This is a genomic window from Paraburkholderia sp. BL9I2N2 (assembly GCF_004339745.1).
Classification (GTDB): Bacteria; Pseudomonadota; Gammaproteobacteria; order Burkholderiales; family Burkholderiaceae; genus Paraburkholderia.
This window is the reverse complement of sequence record NZ_SMGP01000002.1, coordinates 294,806-319,744: the sequence shown is the minus strand read 5'-3', so window position 1 is coordinate 319,744 and position 24,939 is coordinate 294,806. Positions and strand designations below refer to the sequence as shown.

25 protein-coding genes, 2 pseudogenes and 1 riboswitch are annotated in these 24,939 nt (G+C 63.9%); of the genes and pseudogenes, 11 read left to right on the top strand and 16 right to left on the bottom strand.

Annotated elements, in window-relative coordinates; genetic code table 11:
- Nucleotides 1–45: 45 nt before the first annotated feature.
- A complete protein-coding gene (locus B0G74_RS23405; protein WP_132377252.1) occupies nucleotides 46–1,068 on the top strand; it encodes an alpha/beta hydrolase in 1,023 nt (340 codons plus the stop codon).
- A 58-nt stretch (nucleotides 1,069–1,126) separates the two neighbouring features.
- On the opposite strand, the gene B0G74_RS23400 is transcribed toward B0G74_RS23405, so the two are convergent.
- On the bottom strand, nucleotides 1,127–1,546 hold the full coding sequence (locus tag B0G74_RS23400; RefSeq protein WP_132377251.1) for a secondary thiamine-phosphate synthase enzyme YjbQ: 420 nt from the start codon (nucleotides 1,544–1,546) through the stop codon (nucleotides 1,127–1,129).
- A 56-nt stretch (nucleotides 1,547–1,602) separates the two neighbouring features.
- A complete protein-coding gene (locus B0G74_RS23395; protein ID WP_132377250.1) occupies nucleotides 1,603–1,923 on the bottom strand; it encodes a thioredoxin family protein in 321 nt (106 codons plus the stop codon).
- A 248-nt stretch (nucleotides 1,924–2,171) separates the two neighbouring features.
- Between B0G74_RS23395 and B0G74_RS23390 the strand changes: the two genes are divergently transcribed.
- The 5 genes from B0G74_RS23390 to B0G74_RS23370 all read left to right on the top strand — a co-directional run bounded on the left by B0G74_RS23390 (nucleotide 2,172) and on the right by B0G74_RS23370 (nucleotide 6,747).
- Complete coding sequence (locus B0G74_RS23390) at nucleotides 2,172–2,468, top strand: DUF2628 domain-containing protein (protein WP_132377249.1); 297 nt, start codon at nucleotides 2,172–2,174, stop codon at nucleotides 2,466–2,468.
- A gap of 144 nt (nucleotides 2,469–2,612) precedes the next feature.
- On the top strand, nucleotides 2,613–3,125 hold the full coding sequence (locus B0G74_RS23385) for a hypothetical protein (RefSeq protein WP_132377248.1): 513 nt from the start codon (nucleotides 2,613–2,615) through the stop codon (nucleotides 3,123–3,125).
- A 173-nt stretch (nucleotides 3,126–3,298) separates the two neighbouring features.
- On the top strand, nucleotides 3,299–4,627 hold the full coding sequence (locus B0G74_RS23380; RefSeq protein ID WP_132377247.1) for a sugar efflux transporter: 1,329 nt from the start codon (nucleotides 3,299–3,301) through the stop codon (nucleotides 4,625–4,627).
- 374 nt (nucleotides 4,628–5,001) lie between these two features.
- Nucleotides 5,002–6,039: a phosphogluconate dehydrogenase (NAD(+)-dependent, decarboxylating) gene (gnd, locus tag B0G74_RS23375; RefSeq protein WP_132377246.1), complete on the top strand. Its 1,038-nt coding sequence runs from the start codon at nucleotides 5,002–5,004 to the stop codon at nucleotides 6,037–6,039.
- Nucleotides 6,040–6,054: 15 nt separating this feature from the next.
- Nucleotides 6,055–6,747 (top strand): HAD family hydrolase, encoded by a 693-nt coding sequence (locus tag B0G74_RS23370; RefSeq protein ID WP_132377245.1) that lies wholly within the window; start codon nucleotides 6,055–6,057, stop codon nucleotides 6,745–6,747.
- An 82-nt stretch (nucleotides 6,748–6,829) separates the two neighbouring features.
- Here the strand turns inward: B0G74_RS23370 and B0G74_RS23365 are convergent, their stop codons facing one another.
- Both B0G74_RS23365 and B0G74_RS47495 read right to left on the bottom strand, forming a co-directional pair.
- Nucleotides 6,830–7,366, bottom strand: a complete 537-nt coding sequence (locus tag B0G74_RS23365; protein ID WP_132377244.1) for an ankyrin repeat domain-containing protein — start codon at nucleotides 7,364–7,366, stop codon at nucleotides 6,830–6,832.
- A gap of 124 nt (nucleotides 7,367–7,490) precedes the next feature.
- A complete protein-coding gene (locus tag B0G74_RS47495; RefSeq protein ID WP_279388615.1) occupies nucleotides 7,491–7,616 on the bottom strand; it encodes a hypothetical protein in 126 nt (41 codons plus the stop codon).
- Nucleotides 7,617–8,013: 397 nt separating this feature from the next.
- On the opposite strand from B0G74_RS47495, the pseudogene B0G74_RS23360 reads away from it, so the two are divergent.
- A pseudogene (locus tag B0G74_RS23360) lies at nucleotides 8,014–10,408 on the top strand (phosphoketolase family protein).
- 13 nt (nucleotides 10,409–10,421) lie between these two features.
- Nucleotides 10,422–11,583, top strand: a pseudogene (locus tag B0G74_RS23355) (acetate/propionate family kinase).
- Between the two features lie 3 nt (nucleotides 11,584–11,586).
- Here the strand turns inward: B0G74_RS23355 and B0G74_RS23350 are convergent.
- Together B0G74_RS23350 and B0G74_RS23345 are read right to left on the bottom strand one after the other, a co-directional pair.
- Nucleotides 11,587–11,847 carry a BON domain-containing protein gene (locus B0G74_RS23350; protein ID WP_132377243.1) on the bottom strand — a complete coding sequence of 87 codons (261 nt, stop codon included), beginning with the start codon at nucleotides 11,845–11,847 and terminating at the stop codon, nucleotides 11,587–11,589.
- 121 nt (nucleotides 11,848–11,968) lie between these two features.
- Nucleotides 11,969–13,180, bottom strand: coding sequence for a D-amino acid dehydrogenase (locus B0G74_RS23345; protein ID WP_132377242.1), 1,212 nt, complete (start codon nucleotides 13,178–13,180; stop codon nucleotides 11,969–11,971).
- A gap of 184 nt (nucleotides 13,181–13,364) precedes the next feature.
- A riboswitch (glycine riboswitch) is annotated at nucleotides 13,365–13,458 on the bottom strand.
- Between the two features lie 209 nt (nucleotides 13,459–13,667).
- Between B0G74_RS23345 and B0G74_RS23340 the strand changes: the two genes are divergently transcribed.
- Entirely contained in the window at nucleotides 13,668–14,300 is a 633-nt protein-coding gene (locus B0G74_RS23340; RefSeq protein WP_132377241.1) for a LysE family translocator, read from the top strand.
- Between the two features lie 30 nt (nucleotides 14,301–14,330).
- On the opposite strand, the gene B0G74_RS23335 is transcribed toward B0G74_RS23340, so the two are convergent.
- Nucleotides 14,331–15,560, bottom strand: a complete 1,230-nt coding sequence (locus B0G74_RS23335; protein ID WP_132377240.1) for an MFS transporter — start codon at nucleotides 15,558–15,560, stop codon at nucleotides 14,331–14,333.
- A gap of 283 nt (nucleotides 15,561–15,843) precedes the next feature.
- Between B0G74_RS23335 and B0G74_RS23330 the strand changes: the two genes are divergently transcribed.
- Nucleotides 15,844–16,239: a PaaI family thioesterase gene (locus B0G74_RS23330; protein WP_132377239.1), complete on the top strand. Its 396-nt coding sequence runs from the start codon at nucleotides 15,844–15,846 to the stop codon at nucleotides 16,237–16,239.
- 26 nt (nucleotides 16,240–16,265) lie between these two features.
- Here B0G74_RS23330 and B0G74_RS23325 read toward each other — a convergent pair whose 3' ends face one another.
- From B0G74_RS23325 to B0G74_RS47490, 3 genes are all read right to left on the bottom strand, one after another.
- Nucleotides 16,266–16,793: a GNAT family N-acetyltransferase gene (locus tag B0G74_RS23325; protein ID WP_132377238.1), complete on the bottom strand. Its 528-nt coding sequence runs from the start codon at nucleotides 16,791–16,793 to the stop codon at nucleotides 16,266–16,268.
- Between the two features lie 8 nt (nucleotides 16,794–16,801).
- A complete protein-coding gene (locus B0G74_RS23320) occupies nucleotides 16,802–17,374 on the bottom strand; it encodes a helix-turn-helix domain-containing protein (RefSeq protein WP_132377237.1) in 573 nt (190 codons plus the stop codon).
- Between the two features lie 69 nt (nucleotides 17,375–17,443).
- On the bottom strand, nucleotides 17,444–17,566 hold the full coding sequence (locus B0G74_RS47490; RefSeq protein WP_279388614.1) for a hypothetical protein: 123 nt from the start codon (nucleotides 17,564–17,566) through the stop codon (nucleotides 17,444–17,446).
- A gap of 178 nt (nucleotides 17,567–17,744) precedes the next feature.
- On the opposite strand from B0G74_RS47490, the gene B0G74_RS23310 reads away from it, so the two are divergent.
- Nucleotides 17,745–18,449: a YceH family protein gene (locus B0G74_RS23310; RefSeq protein ID WP_132377236.1), complete on the top strand. Its 705-nt coding sequence runs from the start codon at nucleotides 17,745–17,747 to the stop codon at nucleotides 18,447–18,449.
- 71 nt (nucleotides 18,450–18,520) lie between these two features.
- On the opposite strand, the gene B0G74_RS23305 is transcribed toward B0G74_RS23310, so the two are convergent.
- The 6 genes from B0G74_RS23305 to B0G74_RS23280 form a co-directional block, all read right to left on the bottom strand.
- Nucleotides 18,521–19,039 (bottom strand): SLATT domain-containing protein, encoded by a 519-nt coding sequence (locus tag B0G74_RS23305; RefSeq protein ID WP_132377235.1) that lies wholly within the window; start codon nucleotides 19,037–19,039, stop codon nucleotides 18,521–18,523.
- 105 nt (nucleotides 19,040–19,144) lie between these two features.
- On the bottom strand, nucleotides 19,145–20,422 hold the full coding sequence (locus tag B0G74_RS23300; RefSeq protein WP_132377234.1) for an acyl-CoA dehydrogenase family protein: 1,278 nt from the start codon (nucleotides 20,420–20,422) through the stop codon (nucleotides 19,145–19,147).
- Between the two features lie 142 nt (nucleotides 20,423–20,564).
- Nucleotides 20,565–21,470 (bottom strand): ABC transporter permease, encoded by a 906-nt coding sequence (locus tag B0G74_RS23295; RefSeq protein ID WP_132377233.1) that lies wholly within the window; start codon nucleotides 21,468–21,470, stop codon nucleotides 20,565–20,567.
- A gap of 2 nt (nucleotides 21,471–21,472) precedes the next feature.
- Complete coding sequence (locus B0G74_RS23290) at nucleotides 21,473–22,387, bottom strand: ABC transporter permease (RefSeq protein WP_132377232.1); 915 nt, start codon at nucleotides 22,385–22,387, stop codon at nucleotides 21,473–21,475.
- A 95-nt stretch (nucleotides 22,388–22,482) separates the two neighbouring features.
- Nucleotides 22,483–23,778 (bottom strand): extracellular solute-binding protein, encoded by a 1,296-nt coding sequence (locus B0G74_RS23285; RefSeq protein WP_132377231.1) that lies wholly within the window; start codon nucleotides 23,776–23,778, stop codon nucleotides 22,483–22,485.
- A gap of 88 nt (nucleotides 23,779–23,866) precedes the next feature.
- Nucleotides 23,867–24,925 carry an ABC transporter ATP-binding protein gene (locus tag B0G74_RS23280; RefSeq protein ID WP_132377230.1) on the bottom strand — a complete coding sequence of 353 codons (1,059 nt, stop codon included), beginning with the start codon at nucleotides 24,923–24,925 and terminating at the stop codon, nucleotides 23,867–23,869.
- Nucleotides 24,926–24,939: the final 14 nt, after the last annotated feature.

Here is a 24,939-nt window from a genome sequence, read left to right as displayed (position 1 = left end):
GCCTCCGATGAGTCCGTGCCCTTCATTTTCTGCAGGAGCATGGACATGACACTCGGCGATACGATCAAAGGCATGGTCGGCATGGATCCAACGGGACATGCCGATGCCGACATGAAGGCGGTACTCGACGCGCTCAAGAGTCTGGACCCGAAGCCCATCGAAGATTGCACGGTCGAGGAGGCGAGGCACCAGCCCACGCCCGCCGACGCCGTCAAAAAACTGATGCAGAACCCCGCGTTCAGCGCGCGGCCTGCGCTGGAACTGGAGGCGGTGCGCACGCAAGACATCATGATTCCAGGCGCGGCCGGCAGCAATCCCGCGCGGGTCTACACGCCGCAAGGCGAGGGACCATTCCCGCTGATTCTGTATTTTCACGGCGGCGGCTGGGTGATCGCCGACCTCGATACCTACGATGCCACGCCGCGCTCCATGGCCGCCCAGAGCCGGGCGATCGTGGTGTCCACGCACTACCGGCAGGCGCCGGAGCACCGGCTGCCGGCCGCTCACGACGACGCGTTCGCCGCATGGGGCTGGCTGATCGGGAATGCAATGAGCGTCGGCGGCGACCCGGACAAGATCGCGATCATGGGCGAGAGCGCCGGCGCCAATCTGGCGATCAACGTATCGATCCGCGCGCGCAACACGGGCATCCGCATGCCGATGCATCAGACGCTCATCTATCCGGTGGCGAGCAACAACATCGTGTCGATCTCTTATGAAGAGAATCGCAATGCCAAGCCCTTGAACAAGCCCATGATGCTGTGGTTCATACATAACGTGATCAACAGCGAGAGCGATCTCACCAGTCCGTTGATCGACGTGGTGAGCGCGGATCTGTCACGCTTGCCGCCGGCTGTGATAGTGACCGCGGGCATCGATCCGCTGCGCTCGGACGGTGAGAAGCTCGCGCAGAAACTGCACAGCGCGGGCGTGCCCGTCGAGCATCGCAACTATCGGGGCGCGACGCACGAGTTCTTCGGCATGGCAGCGGTGGTGCAGGCGGCGCGCGACGCGCAGGCCTTCGTGTCGCTCGCGCAGCGCCAGGCGTTCGGCGGGGCGCCGCTTTGAGGCGGTGAGCGGTCCGTTTGGTTCTCTATCGAACTTTCGAGTGCAATGGAGCGCGCCGTCATTCGCCGATCAGATGCAGCACGATGTCCCGATGCTGCGTGTGACGGCGATGTTCGAACAGATACAACCCTTGCCAGGTGCCGAGCACCATCCGCCCATGTTCGACCGGCACCGATAATTGCACTTGCGTGAGCGCGGTGCGCAAATGGGCCGGCATGTCGTCCGGGCCTTCGGCGTCGTGTTCGTAACGCTCGGCGTCTTCGGGCGCGAGGCTCGCGAAGTAGCGCTCCAGGTCGCGCTGTACCGAAGGGTCGGCGTTTTCCTGAATCAGCAATGAAGCCGACGTATGGCGGCAAAACAGCGTCAGCAGCCCTGTGTCGATGCCCTGCGCGGCGACGAAGCGGCGCGCTTCGTCAGTGAATTCGACGAGGCCGCGGCTGCGGGCCTTTACGCTCAGGTGGTGGATGGCTTGTCGCATGATAGTGGCGGGTGGAGATGGCGCGGCGCGTGAGGCGCAGCGTGCGCCGCTAGACCTCAGAGCGACGTCAGCACGTCCGCGATTTCCGCGGCGTTGGCCGGACGGACCACCCGCGCGACTTCCGTGCCGTCGCGCATCAGGATCAGCGTGGGCCAGAGCTTGACCTTGAACGAGCGGCCGAGCGGCCGGCCCGGGCCGTCTTCGATCTTCAGATGCCTGAGGCCGTCGTGCGGTTCGAGGGCTTGCGCAATCGACGCCTGCGCGCCCTGGCAGTAGCCGCACCAGTCCGTGCCGAATTCGACGAGGGTGGCGCCCGCCAGGGCGTCGAGTTGGGCTCGCGAGGGGGCTTTGGAAGAATAGGCTGTCTGGGTTGCCATGCTTGCTCCGGAGCGGTTTAACCTGTGCAGGCAGGGGCTTGGGCCGCCGTGGCGCCCCTGCGGCTGGAGTTGCCAAGAGTAGCAGCTATCCCCGGGATCGTCAGTGAGCCTGGCTTCCGCCGATGCGCGGCCCGGCGCGCGGCGGCGTAAATTTCACGCGAACTCATATTCTTGCCGCCATGGCGTGTTAAACATTCGTCCGGTGCTGCCGGCAGGCGGCGAATCATCGAAGGCAGGAAGGGAAAGAAATGGGCGAAAGGATTTATCTGCGCTACCCCGGCAAGGAAGAAACCGTCGCGGTGGCTACCGGTTTCAGTTGGGGTGCGTGTCTGCTGGGCTTCGTCTGGGCCTTGTCGAAGAAGATGTGGTTTGCTGCTTTCGTCATGCTGGCGATCAACTTGCTGCTCTTCTGCTCGGGTCTATGGGGCGAAACCGCCGACCTGATCGGACTCGTGCTGTCGGTGCTGTTCGGTATCGCTTGCGGTATGTATGGCAATCAGTGGCACCGCTGGACGCTCGAAAAACGCGGTTACGTCGTGCAGTAACGCGCGCTGCAAGGCGCGGTCGGGAGTTGCAGCGCGGGAGCGGATATTGCTACCCTCACGCCGCACGTGCATGCACCGAAGCGAAACAAAAACAACGAAGCGCGCGCCGTCGAACCGATTCCCAACGCGTCATGGAGGCATCCCATGCCAAATGCAGTTGCTTCACGCCGTTCCGCCGTGTTGTTCAACCTGCTGCGCCGCAACCTGGCCGGCGCCGCGCTGGCCGTGTCGCTCGGCGTCGCGCCGCTTGCGCATGGCGCCGAGCCGAGCGCCGCGCCGGGCGCGGGCATGGCTGGCGCCTCCGGTGCTTCGAGCGCCACGGCACCGCCAACGGCCGCCGCATCCGCGCCCGACGACACCTTTCTGCTCACCATCTTCCTGCGGCACGACGAGTCCAAGCCGTTGCCGAAGATCAACGACCAGTTGCGCGCACAAGGATTCTTCAAGACCTTTCCGCCGCCCGGCATCGAAGTGGTGTCGTGGTACGTGATGATGGGCATCGGCCAGGTGGTCACGCTGCGCGTGCCGGCGAGCCGCCTGCGCGAGGTGAACCGGGCGATCGAAACCACCGCGTGGGGCGGCTATCGCACCGAGTTTTATCCGACCTACGACTACAAGGCGCAAGCGCAGCAGATGCGCGCGGCGGACGGCAAGTAGCGTGCTCCACGCCGTCGGTGCCGCGGCAACGGTGCGGTCTGCAATTTTGGGATGCGGTGGCGCGGGTTTACGCGCCCGCGAGCTAAGCCGATAATGCCCCGGTCGTTCCGGCCACGAAGTGTGCGGCGTGCATAGCGCGTCGCAGGCTCGCTTTCCCTGACCCACCGCCCCTCGTGTTAAAAACCTCACGTTTTTTCGACCTGCTGCGCATTCCCGGCTTCAAGCCGCTCGCCGCCGCGACGCTCATGCTCGGTGTGGCGATGTCGTTCACCGCTCCCTATCTCTCCCTGTTCGGCGTCGAGCGCGCCGGCATGACGCCGTTCAGGCTCGGCGTCTTCATGACGCTGATCGCGGCGAGCGGGGTGCTCGCCAGCACCTTCGCGGGCCGCTGGAGCGACGCGAGCGGGCGGCACCGGCCCTTGCTGCTGGCCGCGCTGATCGCGGCGGCGCTCGGCTATCTGTGCTTATGCGTCGTGCGTGACTACCGGCTGCTGCTGGTGGTCGGGATCGTCTTCATCGGCGCGGGCGGCTCGGCCATTTCGATGGTGTTCTCGTTCAGCCGCGCGGCCTTGCCGGTAGCGGACCCGGCGGAGCGCGTGTTCGCCAGCGCGACCTTGCGGACCATTCTGTCGGCGGCTTGGGTGTTTGGGCCGTCGGTGGGCGCGCTGGTGCTCGCCGCCAGCAGCTTTTACGGGCTCTTCCTGTTCGCCGCCGCCAGTTTCGGCGCCTGCGCGACGATCGTATGGCGCATGCGGGAGCCGCAGGGCCATCTGGGCGATCACACGGTGGAAGACACGGCGTCGGAGCCGTCGGCTTCGATCACCGTGCCGCCCCTGACCACGCCCGGCGAAGATGCGCACGAGGACTTGCCGGGCGTCGCCTCGGCCAACGACATCGGCCGCGCGGTCGCCGCGCTCACCTTGCTCGGCCTCGCCGCGAACGCGACCATGATCGTGCTGCCGCTCTACATCGTGCATGGGCTGAACGGCACGCATCTGGACGTGTCGGTCATGCTCGGCCTCGGCGCCTTGATGGAGATTCCGATGATGCTCGCGCTCGGCGCGAAGTCGTCGGCGCTGCACAAGCCGAACTGGCTGGCCGCCTGCGCCGCGGTGCACGCGGTGTATTTCGTCGGCATGTCGCTGGCGGGGAATGTCCACGTGCTGATCCCGATGCAGATGCTCAACGCATTCGTGGTCGCCGTGACCTCGTGCCTCGGCATGACCTATGTGCAGGATCTGATGCCACAGTCGCCGGGCCGCGCCACCGCGTTGTTTTTCAATGCGGCGCGCGTCGGCTCAATTCTCTCGGGCGTGTTGTCGGGCTTGCTGGTGCAGGCGTTCAGCTATCGCGGCACGTTTCTGTTCTGCGGCCTGCTGGCGCTGTGCGCGCTGGTGCTGTTCGCCGTGCCGGGCTATCGCTATCCGTTGATGTGGAACGCCGTGAAGCGTTTTGCGCGTTCGCAATACGGCAAACTCCAGGCACGACAGCGACAACGCTAGACGCGCCGGCTTCAAGCGCAAAACACGAACTGCAAGAAAGCGGTCAGCCGAATCGAAGCCTGCGCGGGCGTCATGCCGCGCAACCCTGACGCAAGCGCACGCTGCCCAGGAACTTTACGCCGCGCAAAACCTCTGCAAAAAGGCGTATCGTCTTTCGATGCATGGGCGATGCCCGCTTCGCTGCAAGAGCGAATCAGGGCCGCTACCGTGTGTCCGGCGCACGCGAAGAAACACCACTACAGTGAGTGTAGCCAGGTGCGATTCCTGACGCCGCCACTGAAGCGCTCAGCGAAAACGCAACATAGCCGCGGTAGAACGAAGCAAAACATCGAAGCAAATCCAGCAGCGCAACGAGGCACTTTCCGGAGCGAGATATGCAGCTAGGCATGATTGGATTGGGGCGCATGGGCGCCGACATGGTGCGGCGCCTGACGAACGGCGGTCAGCACTGTATCGCCTTCGACGTGCAACCGGCGGCGGTGGAGAGGCTGAAACAGGACGGCGTAGCGGGCGCGGCGTCGCTGGAAGACCTCGTCGCGCAACTCGAGAAGCCGCGCGCCGTGTGGCTGATGGTGCCCGCCGCCGTGGTCGACATGACGCTGGAGAAACTCGTGCCGTTGCTGGAGCCGGGCGACATCGTGATCGACGGCGGCAACTCCTATTACCACGACGACATCCGCCGCAGCGCCGAACTGGCCGAGCGCAAGCTTCACTATGTGGACGTCGGCACCAGCGGCGGCGTGGCGGGCCGCGAGCGCGGCTACTGTCTGATGATCGGCGGCGAACCGGAGATCGTGAAGCGGCTCGAACCGATTTTCGCGACGCTCGCGCCGGGTGCCGGCTCAGAGCCGGCCACGCCGGGCCGTGTCGCCGGCTCGAGCACCGCGGATCAAGGCTTCCTGCATTGCGGGCCGCAGGGCGCGGGGCACTTCGTCAAGATGGTCCACAACGGCATCGAGTACGGCATGATGGCCGCGTACGCCGAGGGTCTGAACATTCTGCATCACGCCGACGCCGGCAAGCAGGCGCGCGAGGCTGACGCCGAAACCTCGCCGCTGCGCCGACCCGAGCTGTACCAGTACGATCTGAATCTCGCCGACGTCACCGAAGTCTGGCGGCGCGGCAGCGTGATCAGTTCATGGCTGCTCGATCTGATCGCCGGGTCGCTCGTTAGCGATGTCGAGCTGAAAAACTACGCAGGACGCGTATCCGATTCAGGCGAGGGGCGCTGGACCGTGGCGGCCGCCATCGACGAAGGCGTGCCTACTCCGGTGCTGAGCGCGGCGCTGTTCGCGCGTTTCAGTTCGCGCGGCGAGGCGGATTTCGCGAACCGGGTGCTCTCGGCCATGCGGAAGGATTTCGGTGGCCACGCCGAGAAATCGGCCACGCCGTCCGATAAGCCGAAAAGCTGATTCCAGGGAGCCGCGATGCAAGCCACCACCTCCACGCCGCACGACGTCGTGTTTCTGTTCGACTGCGACAACACCTTGCTGGACAACGACCATGTGCTCTCGGATCTGCGCGCGCACATGATGCGCGAGTTCGGCGCGGAGAACAGCGCGCGGTACTGGGAAATCTTCGAGAACCTGCGCACCGAGCTAGGCTATGCCGACTACCTGGGCGCGCTGCAGCGCTATCGCTCGGAGCACCCGCGGGACACGCGGCTGTTGTTGATGTCGTCGTTCCTGATCGACTATCCGTTTGCGAACCGCCTGTATCCGGGCGCGCTGGATGCGCTCCGGCATGTGGGCGAGCGCGGTCCCACGGTGATTCTCTCCGACGGCGACGTGGTGTTCCAACCGCGCAAGATCTCCCGCTCTGGGCTATGGGACGAGGTCGAAGGGCGCGTGCTGATCTACATCCACAAAGAGTTGATGCTCGATCAGGTGATGGAGTGCTATCCCGCGCGCCACTATGTCATGGTCGACGACAAGCTGCGCATTCTCACAGCCATGAAAAAGGCATGGGGCGCGAAACTGACGACGGTGTTTCCCCGCCAGGGGCACTATGCATTCGATCCGAAAGAGATCTCCAGCAATCCGCCGGCGGATGTGACGGTGGAGCGGATCGGCGAGTTGGCGGAGATCGACGTGGAGTCGTTGTTGGCTGAGAAACGCTAGAGGGTTCGCGGCGCTGGCGCGTCTCCATGAATATGTCATGCACATGGAGAGCAACAGCGCCGCGGGCCAATACCGGTTCGCTTTATGAACCGAGTTCCTTCAGGCGCGCTTGCGCATCGCCGGCGCCCATGCGGGCCGCCGCATCCAGTGCCGTCACGCCGTTCGCATCGCGGGCCTTCGGGTCCGCGCCATGCGCTATCAGCAATTCCATGATCGCCGTGCGATTGAACATCGCCGCAATCATCAACGCGGTGCGTCCGTCCGGCGACGCCCCTTCGACATCCGCACCATGCGCGAGCAAGGTTTCGATCACGGTGTCGAAGCCTTTGAACGCCGCGCCTGCAATTGGCGTCTGTCCGTTGTCGTTACGCAGATTGGGATCGGCGCCGTGTTCGAGCAGCGTGCGCACGGCGTTCGCGTGACCGTGGTAGCTGGCGAGCATGACGAGGCTGTCACCTTTGTCGTTGCGCAGATTCGGCGGCACGCCTTTTTCGATCACCGCCGCGAGCATGGCGGCATCGCCGCTCCGCGCGAGGTCGAAAACCTGGTGCGCCAGTTCGAGCAACTCCGGGTCGATCGGCTGGCCGGAGGGCGGGGAAGTATCAGCGTGGTCCGTCAATGGAATCTCCTTGCAATCAGGCTGGGCGCCCCAGGTCTCGGGAAGGCGGGAGACCACACGTGAAGGCGCCGGGAAGATTGCTCAGGATACACATTTTGCGCCGGCGACGCCCGCGCAGCGGCACTCAGGCGTGGCCGAACAGCTTGACCAGCAAGCCGAACACGCCGACCAGAATGGCCACACCCGCGAACAGGAACACCAATGTCAGAACAAGGATCAACGGCGCTTTGAGGCGACTGGGTGTCGGCATGATGGAATGTTTGGTAAGGGGCGAGCAAGGTGGTACGCGCCAGATGCGGTCCGCCGTCGCGCATGAAGCATGAGCAGCTTAAAGGCATTCGCTTAATACGCGCTTAAAGTCTAACGCATGCGTCATGAGGCGGAATGTCATCACGGTCGCGCAGTCGCAGATGGATCAAGCTTTGGACGATTGCGTCGAACCATGCGGCCCGCTTCCTGTCACACTGACGATCACCAGACAAGGGCGCAAAGGCCCGCTGCCACGGGCCTTTGCCCTTACGCTTTCGTTGTGTCATCCGCATGACAGCATGGCCGGTACCACTGGTTTCTTTCGCGCCGGCCGCCTCACGAATCACCGTTGCCGCATCCGCCAACCTGCCTGACAGTCCTTTCCAAGGAGTGACACCATGGCTGAAGCAACCTCTCATCCCACGCCGCCGCAAACATTGGACGCCGACACGTTGCGCAACATGGACCGCTACTGGCGAGCCTGCAACTACCTGTCGGCCGGCATGATCTATTTGCGCGACAATCCGCTGCTGCGCGAACCGCTGAAGCCCGAACACATCAAGAACCGCCTGCTGGGCCACTGGGGTTCGGACCCGGGACAGAGTTTCCTGCTCGTGCATCTGAACCGGCTCATCAAAAAGCTCGATCTGGACATGATCTACGTGGCCGGTCCCGGTCATGGCGCGCCGGCCACGCTGGCTCATTGCTATCTGGAAGGGCACTACTCGGAAATCTACCCCGACCGCAGCGAAGACGAAGCCGGCATGCAGCGTTTTTTCCGGCAGTTTTCATTTCCCGGCGGCATCGGCTCGCATTGCACACCCGAGACGCCCGGCTCGATTCACGAAGGCGGCGAGCTCGGCTATAGCCTCTCGCACGGCTACGGCGCCGCGTTCGACAATCCCGATCTGATCGTCGCCGTGATGATCGGCGATGGCGAAGCGGAAACCGGCCCGCTCGCCACCTCCTGGCACTCGAACAAATTCCTCAATCCGATCCGCGACGGCGCGGTGTTGCCGGTGCTGCATCTGAACGGCTACAAGATCGCCAATCCGACCATTCTCGCGCGCATTCCCCGCGAGGAGCTCGAAGCTTTGCTGACCGGCTACGGCCACAAACCGTATTTCGTCGAAGGCGACGATCCCGCCGTCATGCATCAGCAGATGGCCGCGACGCTCGAACAGTGCATCGGCGAAATCCGCGCGATCCAGCAGCGTGCGCGTGAAAGCAACGACGCGTCGCGGCCGCGCTGGCCGATGATCGTGCTGCGTTCGCCCAAAGGCTGGACTGGCCCGAAGGAAGTCGACGGGCACAAGGTGGAAGGTTCGTGGCGCGCGCATCAGGTGCCCGTGCTCGATCCGGTGACCAACGGCAAGAGCCTGAAGCTGGTGGAAAGCTGGCTGCGCGGTTACGAGCCTGAGACGCTGTTCGACGAAGCAGGGCGCCTCGTGAAAGAACTGCGCGAACTCGCGCCCGTGGGCGCGCGCCGCATCAGCGCCAATCCGCATGCGAAACGGCGGCTTGCTCTGCAAGACGCTCGACATGCCGCCGTTTCGCGATTACGCGGTGGCGGTCAAAAAGCCGGGCGGCTCGTACACGTCGCCGACCGAGGTGCTCGGCAAGTTCCTGCGCGACGTGATGCGCAACAACATGACGAACTTCCGCGTGTTCGGCCCCGACGAAACCGCGAGCAACAAGCTGACCGCGATCTATGAAGCGTCGGAAAAAACCTGGCTCGCGCAAACCGAACCGGGCGACGCGGACGGCGGCGACCTCGCGGTAGACGGCCGCGTGATGGAAATGCTCAGCGAACACACGCTCGAAGGCTGGTTCGAAGGCTATGTGCTGACCGGCCGCCACGGTCTGTTCGCCACGTATGAAGCCTTCGTCCACGTGATCGATTCGATGTTCAACCAGCACGCCAAGTGGCTGGAGAAGGCCAAGCGCGATCTCGGCTGGCGGCAGCCGGTGCCGTCGATCAATCTGCTGATCACGTCGCTCGTGTGGCGTCAGGATCACAACGGCTTCACGCACCAGGACCCCGGCTTTCTGGATGTCGTCACGAATAAAAGCCCGGACGTGGTGCGTATTTATCTGCCGCCGGACGCGAACTGCCTGTTGAGCGTCGCCGATCATTGCCTGCGTTCGCGCGACTACGTCAACGTGATCGTCGCCGACAAGCAGCCGCACCTGCAGTATCTCGACATGGACTCGGCGGTCACGCATTGCACCAAGGGCATCGGCATCTGGGACTGGGCGTCGACGGATCAGGGCGTCGAGCCGGATGTGGTGATGGCCTGCGCGGGCGACATCGCGACCATGGAGGCGCTCGCCGCCGTGCAGATTCTGAAGGAGCAGTTCGCCGACCTGAAGATCCGCTTTGTCAACGTGGTCGATCTGTTCCGCCTGATGCCCGAGCATGCGCATCCGCACGGTTTGTCCAACCGCGATTTCGATTCGCTGTTCACCGCGACCAAGCCGGTGATTTTCAACTTCCATTCGTATGCGTCGCTGGTTCACAAGCTGACCTATAACCGCACGAATCACGACAACCTGCATGTGCACGGCTATCACGAGAAGGGCAACATCAACACGCCGCTCGAACTGGCGATCATCAACCAGGTCGACCGCTTTTCGCTGGCGATCGACGTGATCGACCGCGTGCCGAAGCTGCGCGGTGTCGGCGATCATGCGAAGGAATGGTTGCGTGGCCAGATCATCGAACATCTGGCTTATGCGCATTCCGAAGGCATCGATAAGGAAGAAATCCGCAACTGGACGTGGAAAGGCTGAGCGAGGCATGACCATGCACACTGAAAACAGCGCTGACGATCGAACGATTCTGGTGTTGAACAGCGGTTCGTCGTCGCTGAAGTTCGGGCTGTTCAGGCACTCGGGCGATGACGAATCCCTGTTGCTGGAAGGCAGTGCGGAAGGCATCGGGCGCGACGACGGCAGTTTGCGGATCAAGGCGCCCGATGGCCAGGTGCTGGTGCAGCAGGAGCGCGTGCTCGAATCGCAGGTCGATGCGTTGCAAAAGCTCGCGCAGGTGCTCACGGAGCAGCACCATGCGCGGCCTTCGGCGGTGGGGCATCGGGTGGTGCATGGCGGGCCCCATCTGCGCGAGCATCAGCGCATTACCGCCGACGTGCGCCGTCAATTGCATGATGCCGTGCACTTCGCGCCGCTGCATATTCCGCCCGCGCTTGCGTTGATCGACGAGGCCGAGAAGATTTTCGACGACGCGCCGCATTTCGCCTGTTTCGACACCGCGTTTCACGCGACGCTGCCGCCGCGCGCGGCACACCTTGCGTTGCCGCGCCGCTACGCGGAAGCCGGTGTGATGCGCTACGGCTTTCACGGTCTCTCGTACGAATCGCTGGTGACGCGGCTCGGCGCGGACTTGCCGGCGCGCGCCGTGTTCGCGCATCTCGGCAACGGTTCGAGCGTCTGCGCGTTGCGCGACGGCCAATCGATCGACACGTCGATGGGTTTGACGCCGACCGGCGGCGTGCCGATGGGCACACGCAGCGGCGATCTCGACCCAGGCGTGCTGCTGTATCTGATGCGCGTGGAGAAGCTCGATGCCGGCGCATTGGAGACGCTGCTGAATCGCCAGAGCGGCCTCGCCGGTTACGCGGATGGCGAAAGCGATATGCAAGCTCTGGAAAAAACGCGCAGCAGCGGGCGATGCCAATGCGTCACTCGCGCTCGATGCGTTCGCGACCGCCGTGCGCAAGACCATCGGCGGCTATGCGGCGTTGCTGGGCGGAATCGATTTGCTGGTGTTTACCGGCGGCATCGGCGAGCACAGCGGAGAGATTCGCAGGCGCGTGTGCGACGGGCTGGCTTTCATGGGGCTAACGGAAAGCGATCCGGCGGGCAAGGTGAGGGCGATTCACACCGAAGAGGAAAAGCAGATCGCGCGGCATTGCCGCACGCTGCTGCGGCAAACGCAGACCGGCTGACCTTCACTTTGCCTTGACGACGGTGTGATCCGACACGCCCGTTACGCCGAACAGGCGTGTCACGTCTTCGAGCGCCGCGGTGCGTTGCTGATCGCGTTGCAGTTCGCCGCGCAGCGTGATGCGGCCGCGCGAGACGTGGACTGTCACGGCGTGTTCGGGGACCGCGGCGTCCCAGGCGAGACGCCGGGTCGCCTCCGCGGCGATCTGCGCGTCGCTCAGGCGTGCGCTGCCTGCCTTGTGGTTCGCTGCACGGGTGTAGGGCATGGAGTTCTCCGCGGCACTGATGCGTATGGGGAGAACACTAGCAGAAGTGGCGAATTTTGCATTCGGCGGCGGCAGTGGTGACATCGCGCTACCGCCGCCTGCAAAACCCTGTCAGCAAGCGCTACTGAATCGCGCCCGCCAACACCTGCGCCGTCGCGGCCGACAAGGTCCAGCCCAGATGTCCATGCCCGGTGTTGTAGAACACGCCGCGCCGTTTGCCGCGGCCCACCTTGGGCAACATGCTCGGCAGCATCGGCCGCAAGCCCGCCCACGGAATCACGCGCGAGGTCGACACCTCGGGGAAATAACGCCGCGTCCAGTCCACCAGCGGCGCGATCCGGTCCGAACGGATATCGCGGTTGAAGCCGTTGATCTCCGCCGTGCCGGCCACGCGAAAACGATCCACGCCGAGCCGGCTCGTGACGATCTTCGCGCTGTCGTCGAGCAGGCTCACCCACGGCGCGCGCTGCTGGCTGAGTTCGTCTTCGAGACAGACGGTGATCGAATAGCCTTTGACAGGGTAGATGTTCACGTGATCGCCCAGCATCGACGCGAAATCGCGGCTCTTCACGCCGGCGCACACGACGATCCGCTCGAACGCGAACCGCTGCGACTCGCCTTCGAGATCGACCGTCAGCGTAAAGCGGCCCTCGGCGGGCTGCTCGATCGACGTGATCTGCGCGTCGTAATGAAACTCGACGCCGTGCCGCACGCACGCCTGAGCGAGGCCGCGCGTGAACTTGTGAATATCGCCGGTCGAATCGGACGGTGTGAAAAAGCCGCCGTAAAAATCGCCGTGAAGCGTGGGCTCGATGCCATGCAGCTCGCTCGCCGTCACCGGATTGCGGTCGAGCCCGCCTTCGCACAGCAGTTCGTTCACCTTGCTCGCGGCGTCGAATTCCTTGCGGGTCTTGTAGATGTGCAGAATGCCGCGCCGCTCCAGATCGAAGTCGATGCCTTCGGTCTCGGCGATCGAAAACAGATGTTCGCGCGCGGCAATCGCGAGCCGCACGGTTTCAACCGTGTTCGTCCGGTAGTGTGGAATCTCGCGCAGGAATTCGCCCATCCACGAGTACTTGTGCCAGGTGGGCGTGGGGTTGAGCAGCAAGGGGGCGTCGCGCGTGAGCATCCAGCGCAGGCCTTTCATGACGGTGGCCGCGCTGTTCCAGACTTCGGCATTGCTGGCGGATAACTGGCCGCCGTTGGCGAACGAAGTCTCCATCGCCGCATAGCGATGGCGCTCGAAGACGGTAACGTGGTGGCCGCGCTGAGCGAGGGCGTGAGCAGTCGTGACGCCGGTAATGCCGGCGCCGATAATGGCGATTCGTGACATGACATGGTCCAGAGTAGTTGAGCATCACCGGTGTCGATTTCGTGTCGAAACCGGCGTCGATGCCCCATCTGTCCATGTACCTGAGAGTTTCTTCCCCGCGGCAGCCGGGCCCGATGCGAGCCGTGTGCGGGGAATCCCCTTCGGTGGGCGCACAGGGTAGTCCAGTGCGCCGCTCTCCAGATGTTCCTGCTGCGCGGTCCTTTTGCCTGAGAGTTTCCGGGGCGGTTGCTCCGTCGGCGTCGTCACGAACGTCTGACGATCTCTCCCGCGCTGCATTGCAGAACGGCTCGACAATACCGTTCAAAAAATTTCACCGCAAGTCTTTCCTGCTATGCACTGCGCAAGCGGCGGTCTGAAACTGCTTGAGTGGAGATGAAGGCGGGGCATGCGTCGCTACGAATTTTCGGGCCCGTATGTCGCGCCGAAATGGCCGGCATCGGCTATATTTGGCGGCACCGCCCAACCTTCATTTGCAAAGGAGAATGACGTGCCCGCTTTCCCAACGCTGCTCGCCTTCGGTCTGGTCTCGCTCGGCATGGTGCTCACGCCGGGGCCGAACATGATCTATCTGATCTCGCGATCGCTCTGCCAGGGGCGGCGCGCGGGCCTCGTTTCGCTCGGTGGTGTCGCGCTCGGCTACGTGTTCTACATGTTCTGCGCCGCGTTCGGCATCACGGCGCTGCTGTTGACGGTGCCGTACGCGTACGACGCGTTGCGCTTCGGCGGCGCGCTCTATCTGCTGTATCTGGCGTGGCAGGCGGTCAAGCCGGGTGGCCGTTCGCCGTTCCAGGTCCGCGATCTGCCGCACGACAGCCGCCGCAAGCTGTTCACCATGGGCCTCGTCACCAATCTCGCGAATCCGAAGATCGCGGTGATGTATCTGTCGCTGCTGCCGCAATTCATTTCGCCGGGGCACGGCAGCGTGCTTGCGCAGTCCATTGCGCTTGGCTGCGTGCAGATCGTCATCAGCGTGACGGTGAATGCGCTGATCGCAAGCATGGCGGGTTCGATCGCCGTGTTTCTTGCCGGCCGTCCGGTGTGGCTGCTGGTGCAGCGCTGGCTGATGGGCACCGTGCTCGCCGGACTCGCGGTACGCATCGCGTTCGATTCGCGTCGTTGATTCGCTTGAGACGCGCTATCCGTTGCCTGGTCAGCCAGACCCGGCACCCGAGCCTCTGAACACCCAGCCGTTGAACAGCGCCCCGCAGAGCATCAACGCGCTGGTGATTAGGAACACCGCCTGCATGCCGAAATGCGCGCCGGCAAAGCCGCCCGCGAGCGGACCCGCCACCTGGCCCGCGTAATTCGCCGAAGTCGCATAACCGAGAATGTAGCCGGCCGAGCGGTCGGGCACGTTGTGGCGGATCACGCTCGTGATCGACGGCAGCAGGCCGGCCAGCGCCAAACCCATCAGAAAGCGCAGCGCCACCAGTTGCCAGCCGCTCGTGACGAACGCCTGCGGCACCAGCAAGGCCGCGCACACGGCAAGACACGTCACGATCACCTTGGGCGCGCCGATGCGGTCGGCCAGACGCCCCACACGCGAAGCTGCCAGCACGCTGCCCAGCGCAGACGCCGACATCACGAAGCCGGACACCAGCGTGACGTGCCTTGCGTCGTGCACCAGTTGGGCGACGTACACGGTGATGATCGGCTCGATCGACATGTTGGCGAACATCAGCAAGCCGGAGGTGAACAGCATTGCCAGTACCGGCCGCAGGTCGGGCACGCTGGCCCAGCCGGTCGCCGCGTCCGGTGTGTGCGCCTTGCCGCGCGTGCGCTCGACCGGTTGCTCCTTGACGAGCAGCGTGGTCGCGATGAACGCGCAGAAGATCATCGCGCCGGCAATGAAAAACGTGTTGCGGATACCGATCAGCGGCGGCAGCGCGCCACCCACCAGCGGGCCGACCAGACTGCCCGCCATCACGCCCGAAGCCAGCGTGCCGAGCGCCCAGCCGGTGCGCGAGCGCGGCGTCTGCGTGGCGATCATCACGGTCGCGCCGGATGCATAGCCGCCGACGAGACCCGCCAGAAACCGCAGCCCCACCAGTTGCCAGACATTCTGCGCGAGCCCGAGCAAGGACATCACGATGGCCATGCCGAGGCTCGCGCGAATCAGGATCAGCTTGCGTCCGTAGCGGTCGGCCATGCGCCCCCACAGCGGCGACACCAGCGCGGCGGCGAGGAACGTCGCGCCGAACGCGACGCCGGACCACTGCACGGCGGCCGCGGCCGAATGGACGCCGAGCTGTTGCACATAGAGCGGCAGGAAGGGCAGCAGCAACGTCATCGCGACGATGGTCGTGAACGAGCCGAACAGGCAGACATAGAGATTGCGCTGCCAGTGCGGCGCGCCGTCGGTGGAAGTGGCTGAACTCATCGAGGCAGGATGGAATGCGGGCGAATGACGTCGGGCCGCAGGCGCGGCGAAAAACCGATTGTGCCTGAGAGCGGGCAATCGGGCCGGTGAAGCGGGCAGGGGCGTGGCCGATCAATGGGTCATCGAGCGATGTAGCGAGCGCAAGCCGAAAACAGTTAACCGGCGCAGTCTGGTGCCGCCTCAGACAATTGCCGGTCGTGAACCCTGGTATGCTGACTGTTCATCATTGCCCGCGCACCACGCGCGCCCCGGCATTTCTTATCTCGAACACAAAGGCACGCCCATGTCCGACTTTCCCATCGACAATCCGTTTCTCGAATCGCTCGGCGTTCGTCTCACGCAATGGCGCGATGGCTACGCCGAACTGCTGATGCCGATCGATGCGAGCAAGCTCAATCGGCAGGGCGTGCTGCAAGGCGGCGCGATCGCGACGCTGCTCGATGCGGCGGCGGGCTATGCCGGACTCTTTGCGCCAAGCGGCGAACCGGCACGGCATGCTTTCACGCTGTCGCTGACCACCAATTACCTCGACAAGGGACTCGGCGAATCGGTCACCGCGAAGGGTTTTCTGGAGCGCGCGGGCCGTTCGATTTTCTTCTCGCGCGGCGAGGCCTGGGTGGACGGCAAGCTGCTGATTGCCAGCGCGCAGGGCACGTTCAAGTATTCACGGACGACTTGAGCCATAGCGACCAGTCTGCACGCTCGTCATAGCGCCTTGTACATGATGGTGGTCGCATCGTACTCGTGGCCGTGCGTGCCGCGCGCATAGCCCGGGATCACGCCGGCCGTCCGATAACCCAGCCCGGTATAAAGCGGCTCGGCGTGGTCGCCGGTGCGGGTGTCGAGCGTGAGCAGGCTGCGCTGCAACCCATGCGCATGGCGTTCGAGTTCCGTCATCAGCGCCCTCGCGATGCCCTGACGGCGGAACGCGGGATGGACCAGCAGCTTGCGCACCTCGGCGCGATGTCTTTGATTCGGCATCGTGTCGTAGTCGAGTTGGACGGTGCCCGCGATCGTCTCCCCTTGACGCGCGACCAACAGCACCAGCCCGCCGGCGCGCAGCGAAGACAGCACTTTGCCGTTCCAGAACGCTTCACTCTCGTCGACGCCACACGGCATGACGAAGCCGACGCTGGCGCCGTCATGCACACAGGCGCGCAGCAGTGCGCCGAGTTCCGGAAGACGGCGCACGAGGTCGTCGGCGGTGAATGGGGTGATGGTGGTCTTGCTCATGCTCTGGCTCACACGATGAAGAGAATGTAGCGGGCCGCGCTATGCGCGGGCGTCACGAAAGCGCTGGGCCCGAACAACTGATAGCGCAGGCAGTCGCCCGGTTGCAGATCGTGGCTCTGGCCGTCGACAGTGATCTGCAACTGCCCTTCGAGCAGGATCAGATGATGTTCGAGACCGGGCCGCGGCGACGCGTCGTAGGTGATGTGCACGCCGGCGGCGAGTTCGCATTCCAGCGCCTCGCCGCTTAGCGCCTGCGCGGGCGGCGACACGGAGCGCCGCCGGAAGCCGATGCTGGCGTCGGTCCAGAGCGGCTGGGCGTCGCGCGGCACGAGCGGCGCAAAGTCTTCTTCGACCATGTGCATGAGGCGCGACATCGGCAGGCCGTACGCGACGCAGAGCTTGCCGAGCACGCTCGCCGTCGGGCTCACGGCGGCGTTTTCGAGGCGTGACAGCGTCGCGCGGCTGACGCCGCTGAGTTTGGCGAGGTCGTCGAGCGACCAGTTGCGTTCGGCGCGCAGCGCACGTAGCCGATGGGCGATGCGGCGGTCGATGGCGTTGTCGTCGGAGAGTATTTTTTCCATATTAGGGAAATTATCTCTAATACGGAAGGCCGTCAACAACGAAAAAATGCACGGGCCCGGCGGCTCCGCTTACGCGTGCCGGTTCATGCGCAGCGCCGACGTGTCGTAACGGAACGAGCAAACGCGCTCGATCAACGCGTCTTTCACGCTTGTAGCGGGTGTGGCGACACGCTCGAGAGCATCCACAGACAACGCCCGCTCGACCCATGCCACACGAGCCTCACGCGCGCCTTGCCGTAGCGGAGATTCATACACCTGCGCGGCCTGGGCCGTTTATCATAGTGCCCACAAACCAGAAAGCGCCGCCCGGCTGTGCAGCGGTAAAGCACATCATTTACGAGACCCGGCGGCTCATGCCGCGACATCATCTATGAACTCCACTCCCGACGCTTTTTCCCGTCCTTCGATCCGCGCGTTGACCTTGCTTGAAGGACGCGTGCTCGGCGTGCTCGTCGAAAAGCAGCACACGGTGCCGGACAGCTATCCGCTCTCGCTCAACGCGCTGACTTTAGGCTGCAACCAGAAAACCGGCCGCACGCCGGTGATGAACGCCACGGAAGCCGAGGTGCTGACCGCCGTCGACGGATTGAAACGGCTCAGCCTCGTGATGGAAGGCAGCAGCAGCCGAGTGCCGCGTTTCGAGCACAACATGAATCGCGTGTTGGGGCTGCCGAGCCAGTCGGCGGCGTTGCTCACCACCTTGCTGCTGCGCGGTCCGCAAACCGCGGCCGAATTGCGCCTGAACAGCGCGCGTCTGCATGGCTTCGCGGATATCTCGTCGGTCGAGGCGTTTCTCGACGAACTCGCGGCCAACGACCCGCCACGCGTCGTGAAACTTGCCCGCGTGCCGGGCGAGCGCGAGAACCGCTGGACGCATCTGCTGTGCGGTGAAGTGAGCGCAAGCGAGTTGGCGCAGCCGGGTGAGGAAGACGATTCGGTGCCGCTGTCCGCATTCGAAGCGGTCAAGGCCGAACAGAAGCGTCTCGCGGATGAAGTCAGCCGGCTGCAGGCGGTAGTCCGCCGCATGGCAGCGGAGTTGGGGATCGACGCCAGCGACCTCACCGCAGGCGAATAAAGCCGTGAACCGCGGAAGAACGCGAACGCCCGATGATGATGCTGGTGTCCGCGGCGCGTTGAATTCACGCATTAGTTGTCGCGGTTGCGCTGCCGATCCGCGGACAGCGTCCGCTGCGTGCGATAGAAAACGCGCGGCGGCACGTTAGGCGAATCTTCGGCGAGCCGGTCGAGCTCGTCGCGGATCGCGGTGAGGTAGTGGCCGTCACGCGCATCGGCATCGCCCGCGAAAATCGCTTCGAGCCTGCGGCGCACCGCGCCATAGCGCGCGCCGGCCGCACGATGCTTTTCGGCGCGCTCCGCGTAGCGCAGGAAGGTTTGCAGCGCGGCCGAGACCGCGGCCGTCACGCTCACGAAGCCGATGAAAATCCTGAGTCCCGGCGAAACCGCGGACAAATTCAGCGATGCGAACACCGCCGTGCCGACGAAAGCGGTGAGGGCGGTCACCAGCCAGCCGACCTGGCGGTCGCGCGCCGACAGCAGGTCGGCCATGTCGTAATGGCTCATCTGGGATTCGCGCGCGCGCCGGATCCATTTCAGCAGAAGCTGGTTCTCGTCGACCGGCGGCTCGTAGGCAGGCAGATTCTTCATGTCGCTCGTCAGGGCTGTTCGGTTGCGCAAGCTTAGCGCATGCGTCTGACGATACTGTGCCACATGAAGCCGGCGACCCGCGTTCCGGTCGCGCGATGATGGTCTTTATGCCGGTGCCGCTGCCAGTTCCGTCGCCGATGCCGCTTGCCGCGCCACACCGAAGCGCTCGCTATGCGCCTTGCCGTTCAGGTAAAAATCACCGATCGCGGCCTCGCGAATGATCGCGGGATTGTGCGACGCCAGCACGCGAGCATTGCGCCAGTAGCGATCGAAGCGGCGCGCCTCGCTGGTCGCCGACGCCCCGCCCACTTCGAACAGTAGCGTCGCGGCTTGCAGCGTCTGCTCGATGGCGATCTGTTGCGCCTGGAAGGTCTGGATGTCCAGGTTGATGTACGTCTGTTCGCTGGTGCGGCCTTCATGCCGCGCGACCGAGACATCGTCGATGGCGCGCGCAAGCGACGCGCTGATGCTCTGCGTCGAGTAAGCCAGGCTCGCGAGGCGGCCGACCACGCGATGCACGAGCGGATTGTCACGCGGACTCGATTCGCCCGGCACACCGAACGTGCGGGTCCTGGCTTGCGTGAACGCGACCGCATCGCGCAAGGCCGCGCGGCTGATCCCCGCGAGATTCGCGACATGCAGCGCCTGGTAGTAAGCCGTGAGCAGGCTGTTGCGACGCGGCTCGGATGCGTTATAGCGACGGTAGAGGTTGTCGTGCGAAACCGGCACATGTGTGAAGCGCGCCGTGCCGCTGCCCGTGAGCCGTTGTCCGAAACCATCCCAATCGTCGATGCGTTCGAGGCCCGGCGCGTCGGCTTTGACGAGCACGCGCACGTCGCTCTGGCCGTCGTGCGCGGTGACGTCCACCCAGTCCGCGTAGAGCGTGCCCGTGGTGTAGTACTTCTCGCCATCCAGATGCCATGCGCCGTTGGTTTGCGTGAGACGCACGCTGTTGTTGGTGACGCTGGTGCGCTCGGACACCGCGCCACCGACGATCTGACCTTGCGCAATCCGCGTGAGCCAGCGGTCGCGCAGCGATTCGTCGTCTTGTTCCAGCAGCGACTCGATAAAGCCACCATGCACGCGCAGGATTTGCGGCAGATTCGAATCCGCCTCGCCCAGGCGCGTCACCAGCGCGAAGAACTGCGCGAGCGAGATGCCTTCACCGCCGTACTGCCTCGGCACGCGCAGTTTGGTGTAGCCCGCTTCGCGCAGCCACTCGACGGGCGCATAAGCGAGTTCGCGATGCTGCTCGCGTTCGACCGCGCCCTCGGCGATACGCGCGAAAACCGGCGCGAAGCGACGCGTCAGCGGGTCGTCGCCGAAAAGTTGCGCGGCGTCGGCGATGCTGTGATCGGGATTCGTTGATTGAACTGCGGACATGGGTTCTCCGAAACGGGGTGCGCGTGAGGCGCAATCAGAGAACGGTAAGGGACGCGGCAGGGTGCTAGCAACCAAGTATTTGGCCGATTCTTAGCAGCAGGAGTGAAATGGTCCGGGCGCTTGCCACCGCAAGGCGCGCGGCTTATTTCAATCCTGCCACTGCGCGCCTGCGCGCCAGCAATCGCACGGCAAGCAGACACACGCCCATCACGGTCAACGATAACACCGTCGTCATGGTGCCCAGCGCGTAGATCACCGGTGTAGTCACCGACGTGGTGAGGCCCTGCAATTCCAGCGGCAAGGTGTTCTGATCTCCGATCGCCTGCGAGGTGCGGGCAATCTCGTCCCATGAGAGCGTGAAGCCGAACATGGCGACGCCCACCACCGACGGACCGATGATAGGCAGCACCACGTGCCGGAAACTCTGCCACGGCGTTGCGCCCAGATCGCGCGACGCTTCTTCGTAAGCCGGATTGAAGCGGTTGAACACCGCGAACATGACGAGCAAACCGAACGGCAGCGTCCATGTCAGATGTGCGCCGAGTGCGGACGTGAAGAGGCCCATCGAAGTGGTATAGCTGTCGGCGAAAGACTGATAGCCCCACGCGGAGGCGAAGTACTTCACGCCGTTATCCAGCAGACGGAACGTCAGGCCGATGCCGAGCGAAACGATAATGGACGGCATGATCAGACTGGCCACGGAGACATAAAACACCGCTGTATCGCCGCGAAACTTTCGGCGAAACGCGAGGCCCGCGGCGACGGAAAACAGCACCGTCAGCACGGTGACCGCCAACGCGAGCCGCACGGAACGCCCGAACGCGCCCCAGATGTCGACATCGCCCACACCGTCGCGCAGCATCGCGAACCAGTGCAGCGACACACCGCGCATCGGAAACGTGAGGCCGCCCTCGGGGCCCTGAAACGACAGAATGAAAATGGTGATCACCGGTCCGTAGAGAAACAGCACGAACAGGCCGAACAGCAGCGCGAGCCAGTAGAAACTCGCCGGACGGCGCTCCCGATGTTTGGGGCGAATGGCCTGCATCTTCACAGCTCCTTGCGAATGTCGACGACCCGCGTCAAACCCCACACGATCATCAGCACCACGGCGAGCAGCATGATCGCGTTGGCGGCTGCTGCGGGAAATTGCAGGTAGCCGGTTTGCACCTGAATGATCTTGCCCACCGACGCGATCTGCTGGCCGCCCATCACGCCGACGGTCAGGAAATCGCCCATCACGATCGTGATGACGAAGATCGAACCGATCACGATGCCGGTTTTCGACAGCGGCAGGACCACGTCGCGCACCACTTGCCAGCCGCTCGCGCCGGCATCGCGCGCGGCTTCGAGGAGCGAGCGGTCGATACGCATCATCGCGTTGAAGATCGGCACGATCATGAAGAACGTGTAGAGGTGAACGAAAGCGAGCACCACCGAAAAGTTCGAGTACAGCAGCCATTCCAGCGGCTGATCGATCACGTGCGTGCCGAGCAGAGCCTGATTCACGAGACCGTTGCGCCCGAGCAGCGGCATCCACGAAATCATGCGGATCACGTTCGAAGTCCAGAACGGAATCGTGCAGACGAGGAACAGCACAGTCTGCATGCTCGTGGTGCGCACATGGAAGGCGAGGAAGTAGGCGATCGAAAACCCCAGCAGCAAGGTCACCGCCCACACGATCGCGCAGAACCTGAGTGTCGACCAGTACGTCTTGAAGGTGACGCAGACATCCGTCAGCGACGAGCAGCCGTTGAAGATCGCCGCGTAGTTCTTCAACGTGAACGCAGGGATAATCTGGTATTCGTTGAAGTCCCAGAAACTGACGATCAGCGTGATGACCAGCGGCACGATGAAAAACAGCAGGAAGGTCAGCGAGAGCGGCGTCGCCTGTAACCACGCCGGCGCTCGGCGGTGTTTGACGGGCTCGTCCTGCGCGTGCGAGGGAAGGTCGATCGTTGCCATGGGCGTGTTTCTAAAGAATGACTATGCGTTGATTCGGACAGCTGGTGACAGCCGGCGTGTCGCGTGCCGGCTGTCATATCGAACCACGGCGCCGATCAAGCTGCGATGAACTCGTTCCACTTCTGGACCATGTAGATGTTCTCGTCCATCACCGCGTTCCAGCAGGCAATCGCGCCCATGCGCTGGTTGTACGAACCGCCGTCACGCACGGTGCCGGTCTTTTCGAGCAACTGGCCGTCCGGCGCCTTGATGTCCTGCGCGGCCGGTTTGCCCTCGATCCAGTAGTCCCACTCGTAGGGCTGCATGTGCGTCTTCGCGGTCTCCAGCACGCCCGAGTAGTAGCCCTGACGCATCAGGTACGCACCCGCCCAGCCGTCCTGGAACCAGTTGACGAACTGATAGGCGGCGTCGAGCTTCTTGCCTTGCAACGAGCGCGGGAAACCGAAGCCCGACGCCCACGAGCGATAACCTTCCTTGAGCGGCTGGAATTTACAGGCGACACCCATGGTGCGGACTTTCGTCACGGCAGGCGACCACATCGACTGGATCACCACTTCGCCCGAGGCCATCAGGTTCACGCTCTCGTTGAAGTCTTTCCAGAATGCGCGGAACTGGCCGGCGCGCTTCGCTTCGATCAGGATCTTGATGGTCTGGTCGATCTCGGCCTTGGTCATGTTGCCTTTGTCGCCGTATTTCATGTGACCCATCGCCTCGATCGCCATGGCCGAGTCCATGATGCCGATCGCGGGGATGTTCAACAGTGCGGCCTTGCCCTTGAACTGCGGATTGAGCAGCTCCGCCCAACTGTCGACGGGCCGTTTGATCAGGTCGGGCCGGATGCCGAGCGTATCCGCGTTGTATGTCGTGGGAATCAGCGTCATCCACTCGGTCGGCGTGGCGGAGAATTCCGTGGAACGCGGGCCGGTGAGAAACATGACCTTCTTCGGCGCCGTGCCTTGATCGCCGATCTTTTTGCCGTTGACTTCGCCGCGCGTGAGCACTGGCGTGATCTTGTCGGCGAGCTTGATGCGCTTTGCGTCCATGCCGGCCAGCGTGCCCGCCGGAATCAGCTTCTTGAGCGCAAAGTATTCGGTGTCGACGATGTCGAACGAGTTCGGCTGGGTGATGATGCGTTTGGCGACGTCGTCGGTGGTTACCGGCACGTATTGAATCTCGATGCCGGTGTCTTCCTTGAATTTCTTCGCGATGTCGGCGCTCTGGTTGACCGCCGTGCCGAGGTAGCGCAACGTGATTTTCTCCTGCGCGTGCACGTACGGAAAACCGGCAATGCCGGCCGCCGCCACCGCGCCTTTGATGAACGTGCGGCGCGACAGGCCTTTTTCCTTCACATCCGTTGCGGCCGCTGCCGGGCTTTCGTTCGCTTCACTCATTGCTTTCTCCTCAGTTGACGTTCGTTTGACGTTCGTTTGACGTTCGTTGATGTCGCTTATCGCCTGGCTGATGCGCGAAATTCAATACTCAGGCTGCGAGCGGATGCGCGTCCCGCTCCTCCCACCAGACCACCACACGCGCGTCGGGACCGAGCCGCGCCGGGTCGTAATCGCCGTCGCTCACGAGCGAGACCAGTTCGGGCGAGCCGTCGAGCGGATCGAGCGTCACGCGTAGATGCGTGCCCTGATATTCGGCTTCACGCACTGTGCAAGGCACACCGCCGATGCGCGTCAAGCCGTTGTCGCCGCTCGCGGTCTGCACCGGCGTAATGCCATGCGGCACGATGCGCAGATGATCGGCGCGCACGGTAAACGACCGGCCGTTGGTATTGAAGACGTTGTGGCCGCCGAGAAAGCGCGCGACGAATTCGGTGCGCGGACGATTGAACACTTCGTGCGGTGTGCCGCTCTGCTCGATACGGCCATGGCTCATCACCACGACGAGATCGGCCAGCGCCATCGCTTCTTCCTGCGAATGCGTGACGTGCACGAAGGTAATGCCGAGTTCCTTCTGCCAGCGCTTGAGTTCGGCACGCATCTGCACGCGCAGGAACGGGTCGAGCGCGGAGAGCGGTTCGTCGAGCAACAGGCAGCCCGGCTGATTCAGCAGCGCGCGGGCGAGCGCGACACGTTGCTGCTGGCCGCCGGATAGCTGCGCCGGTTTGCGTTCGCCATACGCCGACATGGCGACCAGTTCGAGCAACTCAGCGGCGCGCTTGCGCCGTACGTCTTTGGCGATGCCGCGCATCTTCAGGCTGAACGCGACGTTGTCGAGCGCGCTCAGATGCGGAAACAGCGCGTAGTTCTGGAACACCATGGCCGTGCCGCGAGCAGCGGGCTCGGCGCGCGTGACGTTGCGGCCGGCAATCAGAATGTCACCTTCGGTGACCGATTCATGCCCGGCGATCATGCGCAAGGTCGAGGTCTTGCCGCATCCCGACGGCCCGAGCAGGCAGCAGTACTGGCCGCCGGCGATGCGCAGATCGATCGCGTCGACGGCGAGCGAGTCGCCATATTGCTTCGACACGTGCACCAGTTCGATGTCGGCGGCTTTGGTTTCGAGCACCGTTGAAGCAGGCTGAATCATGAAGAGGTGTCCTC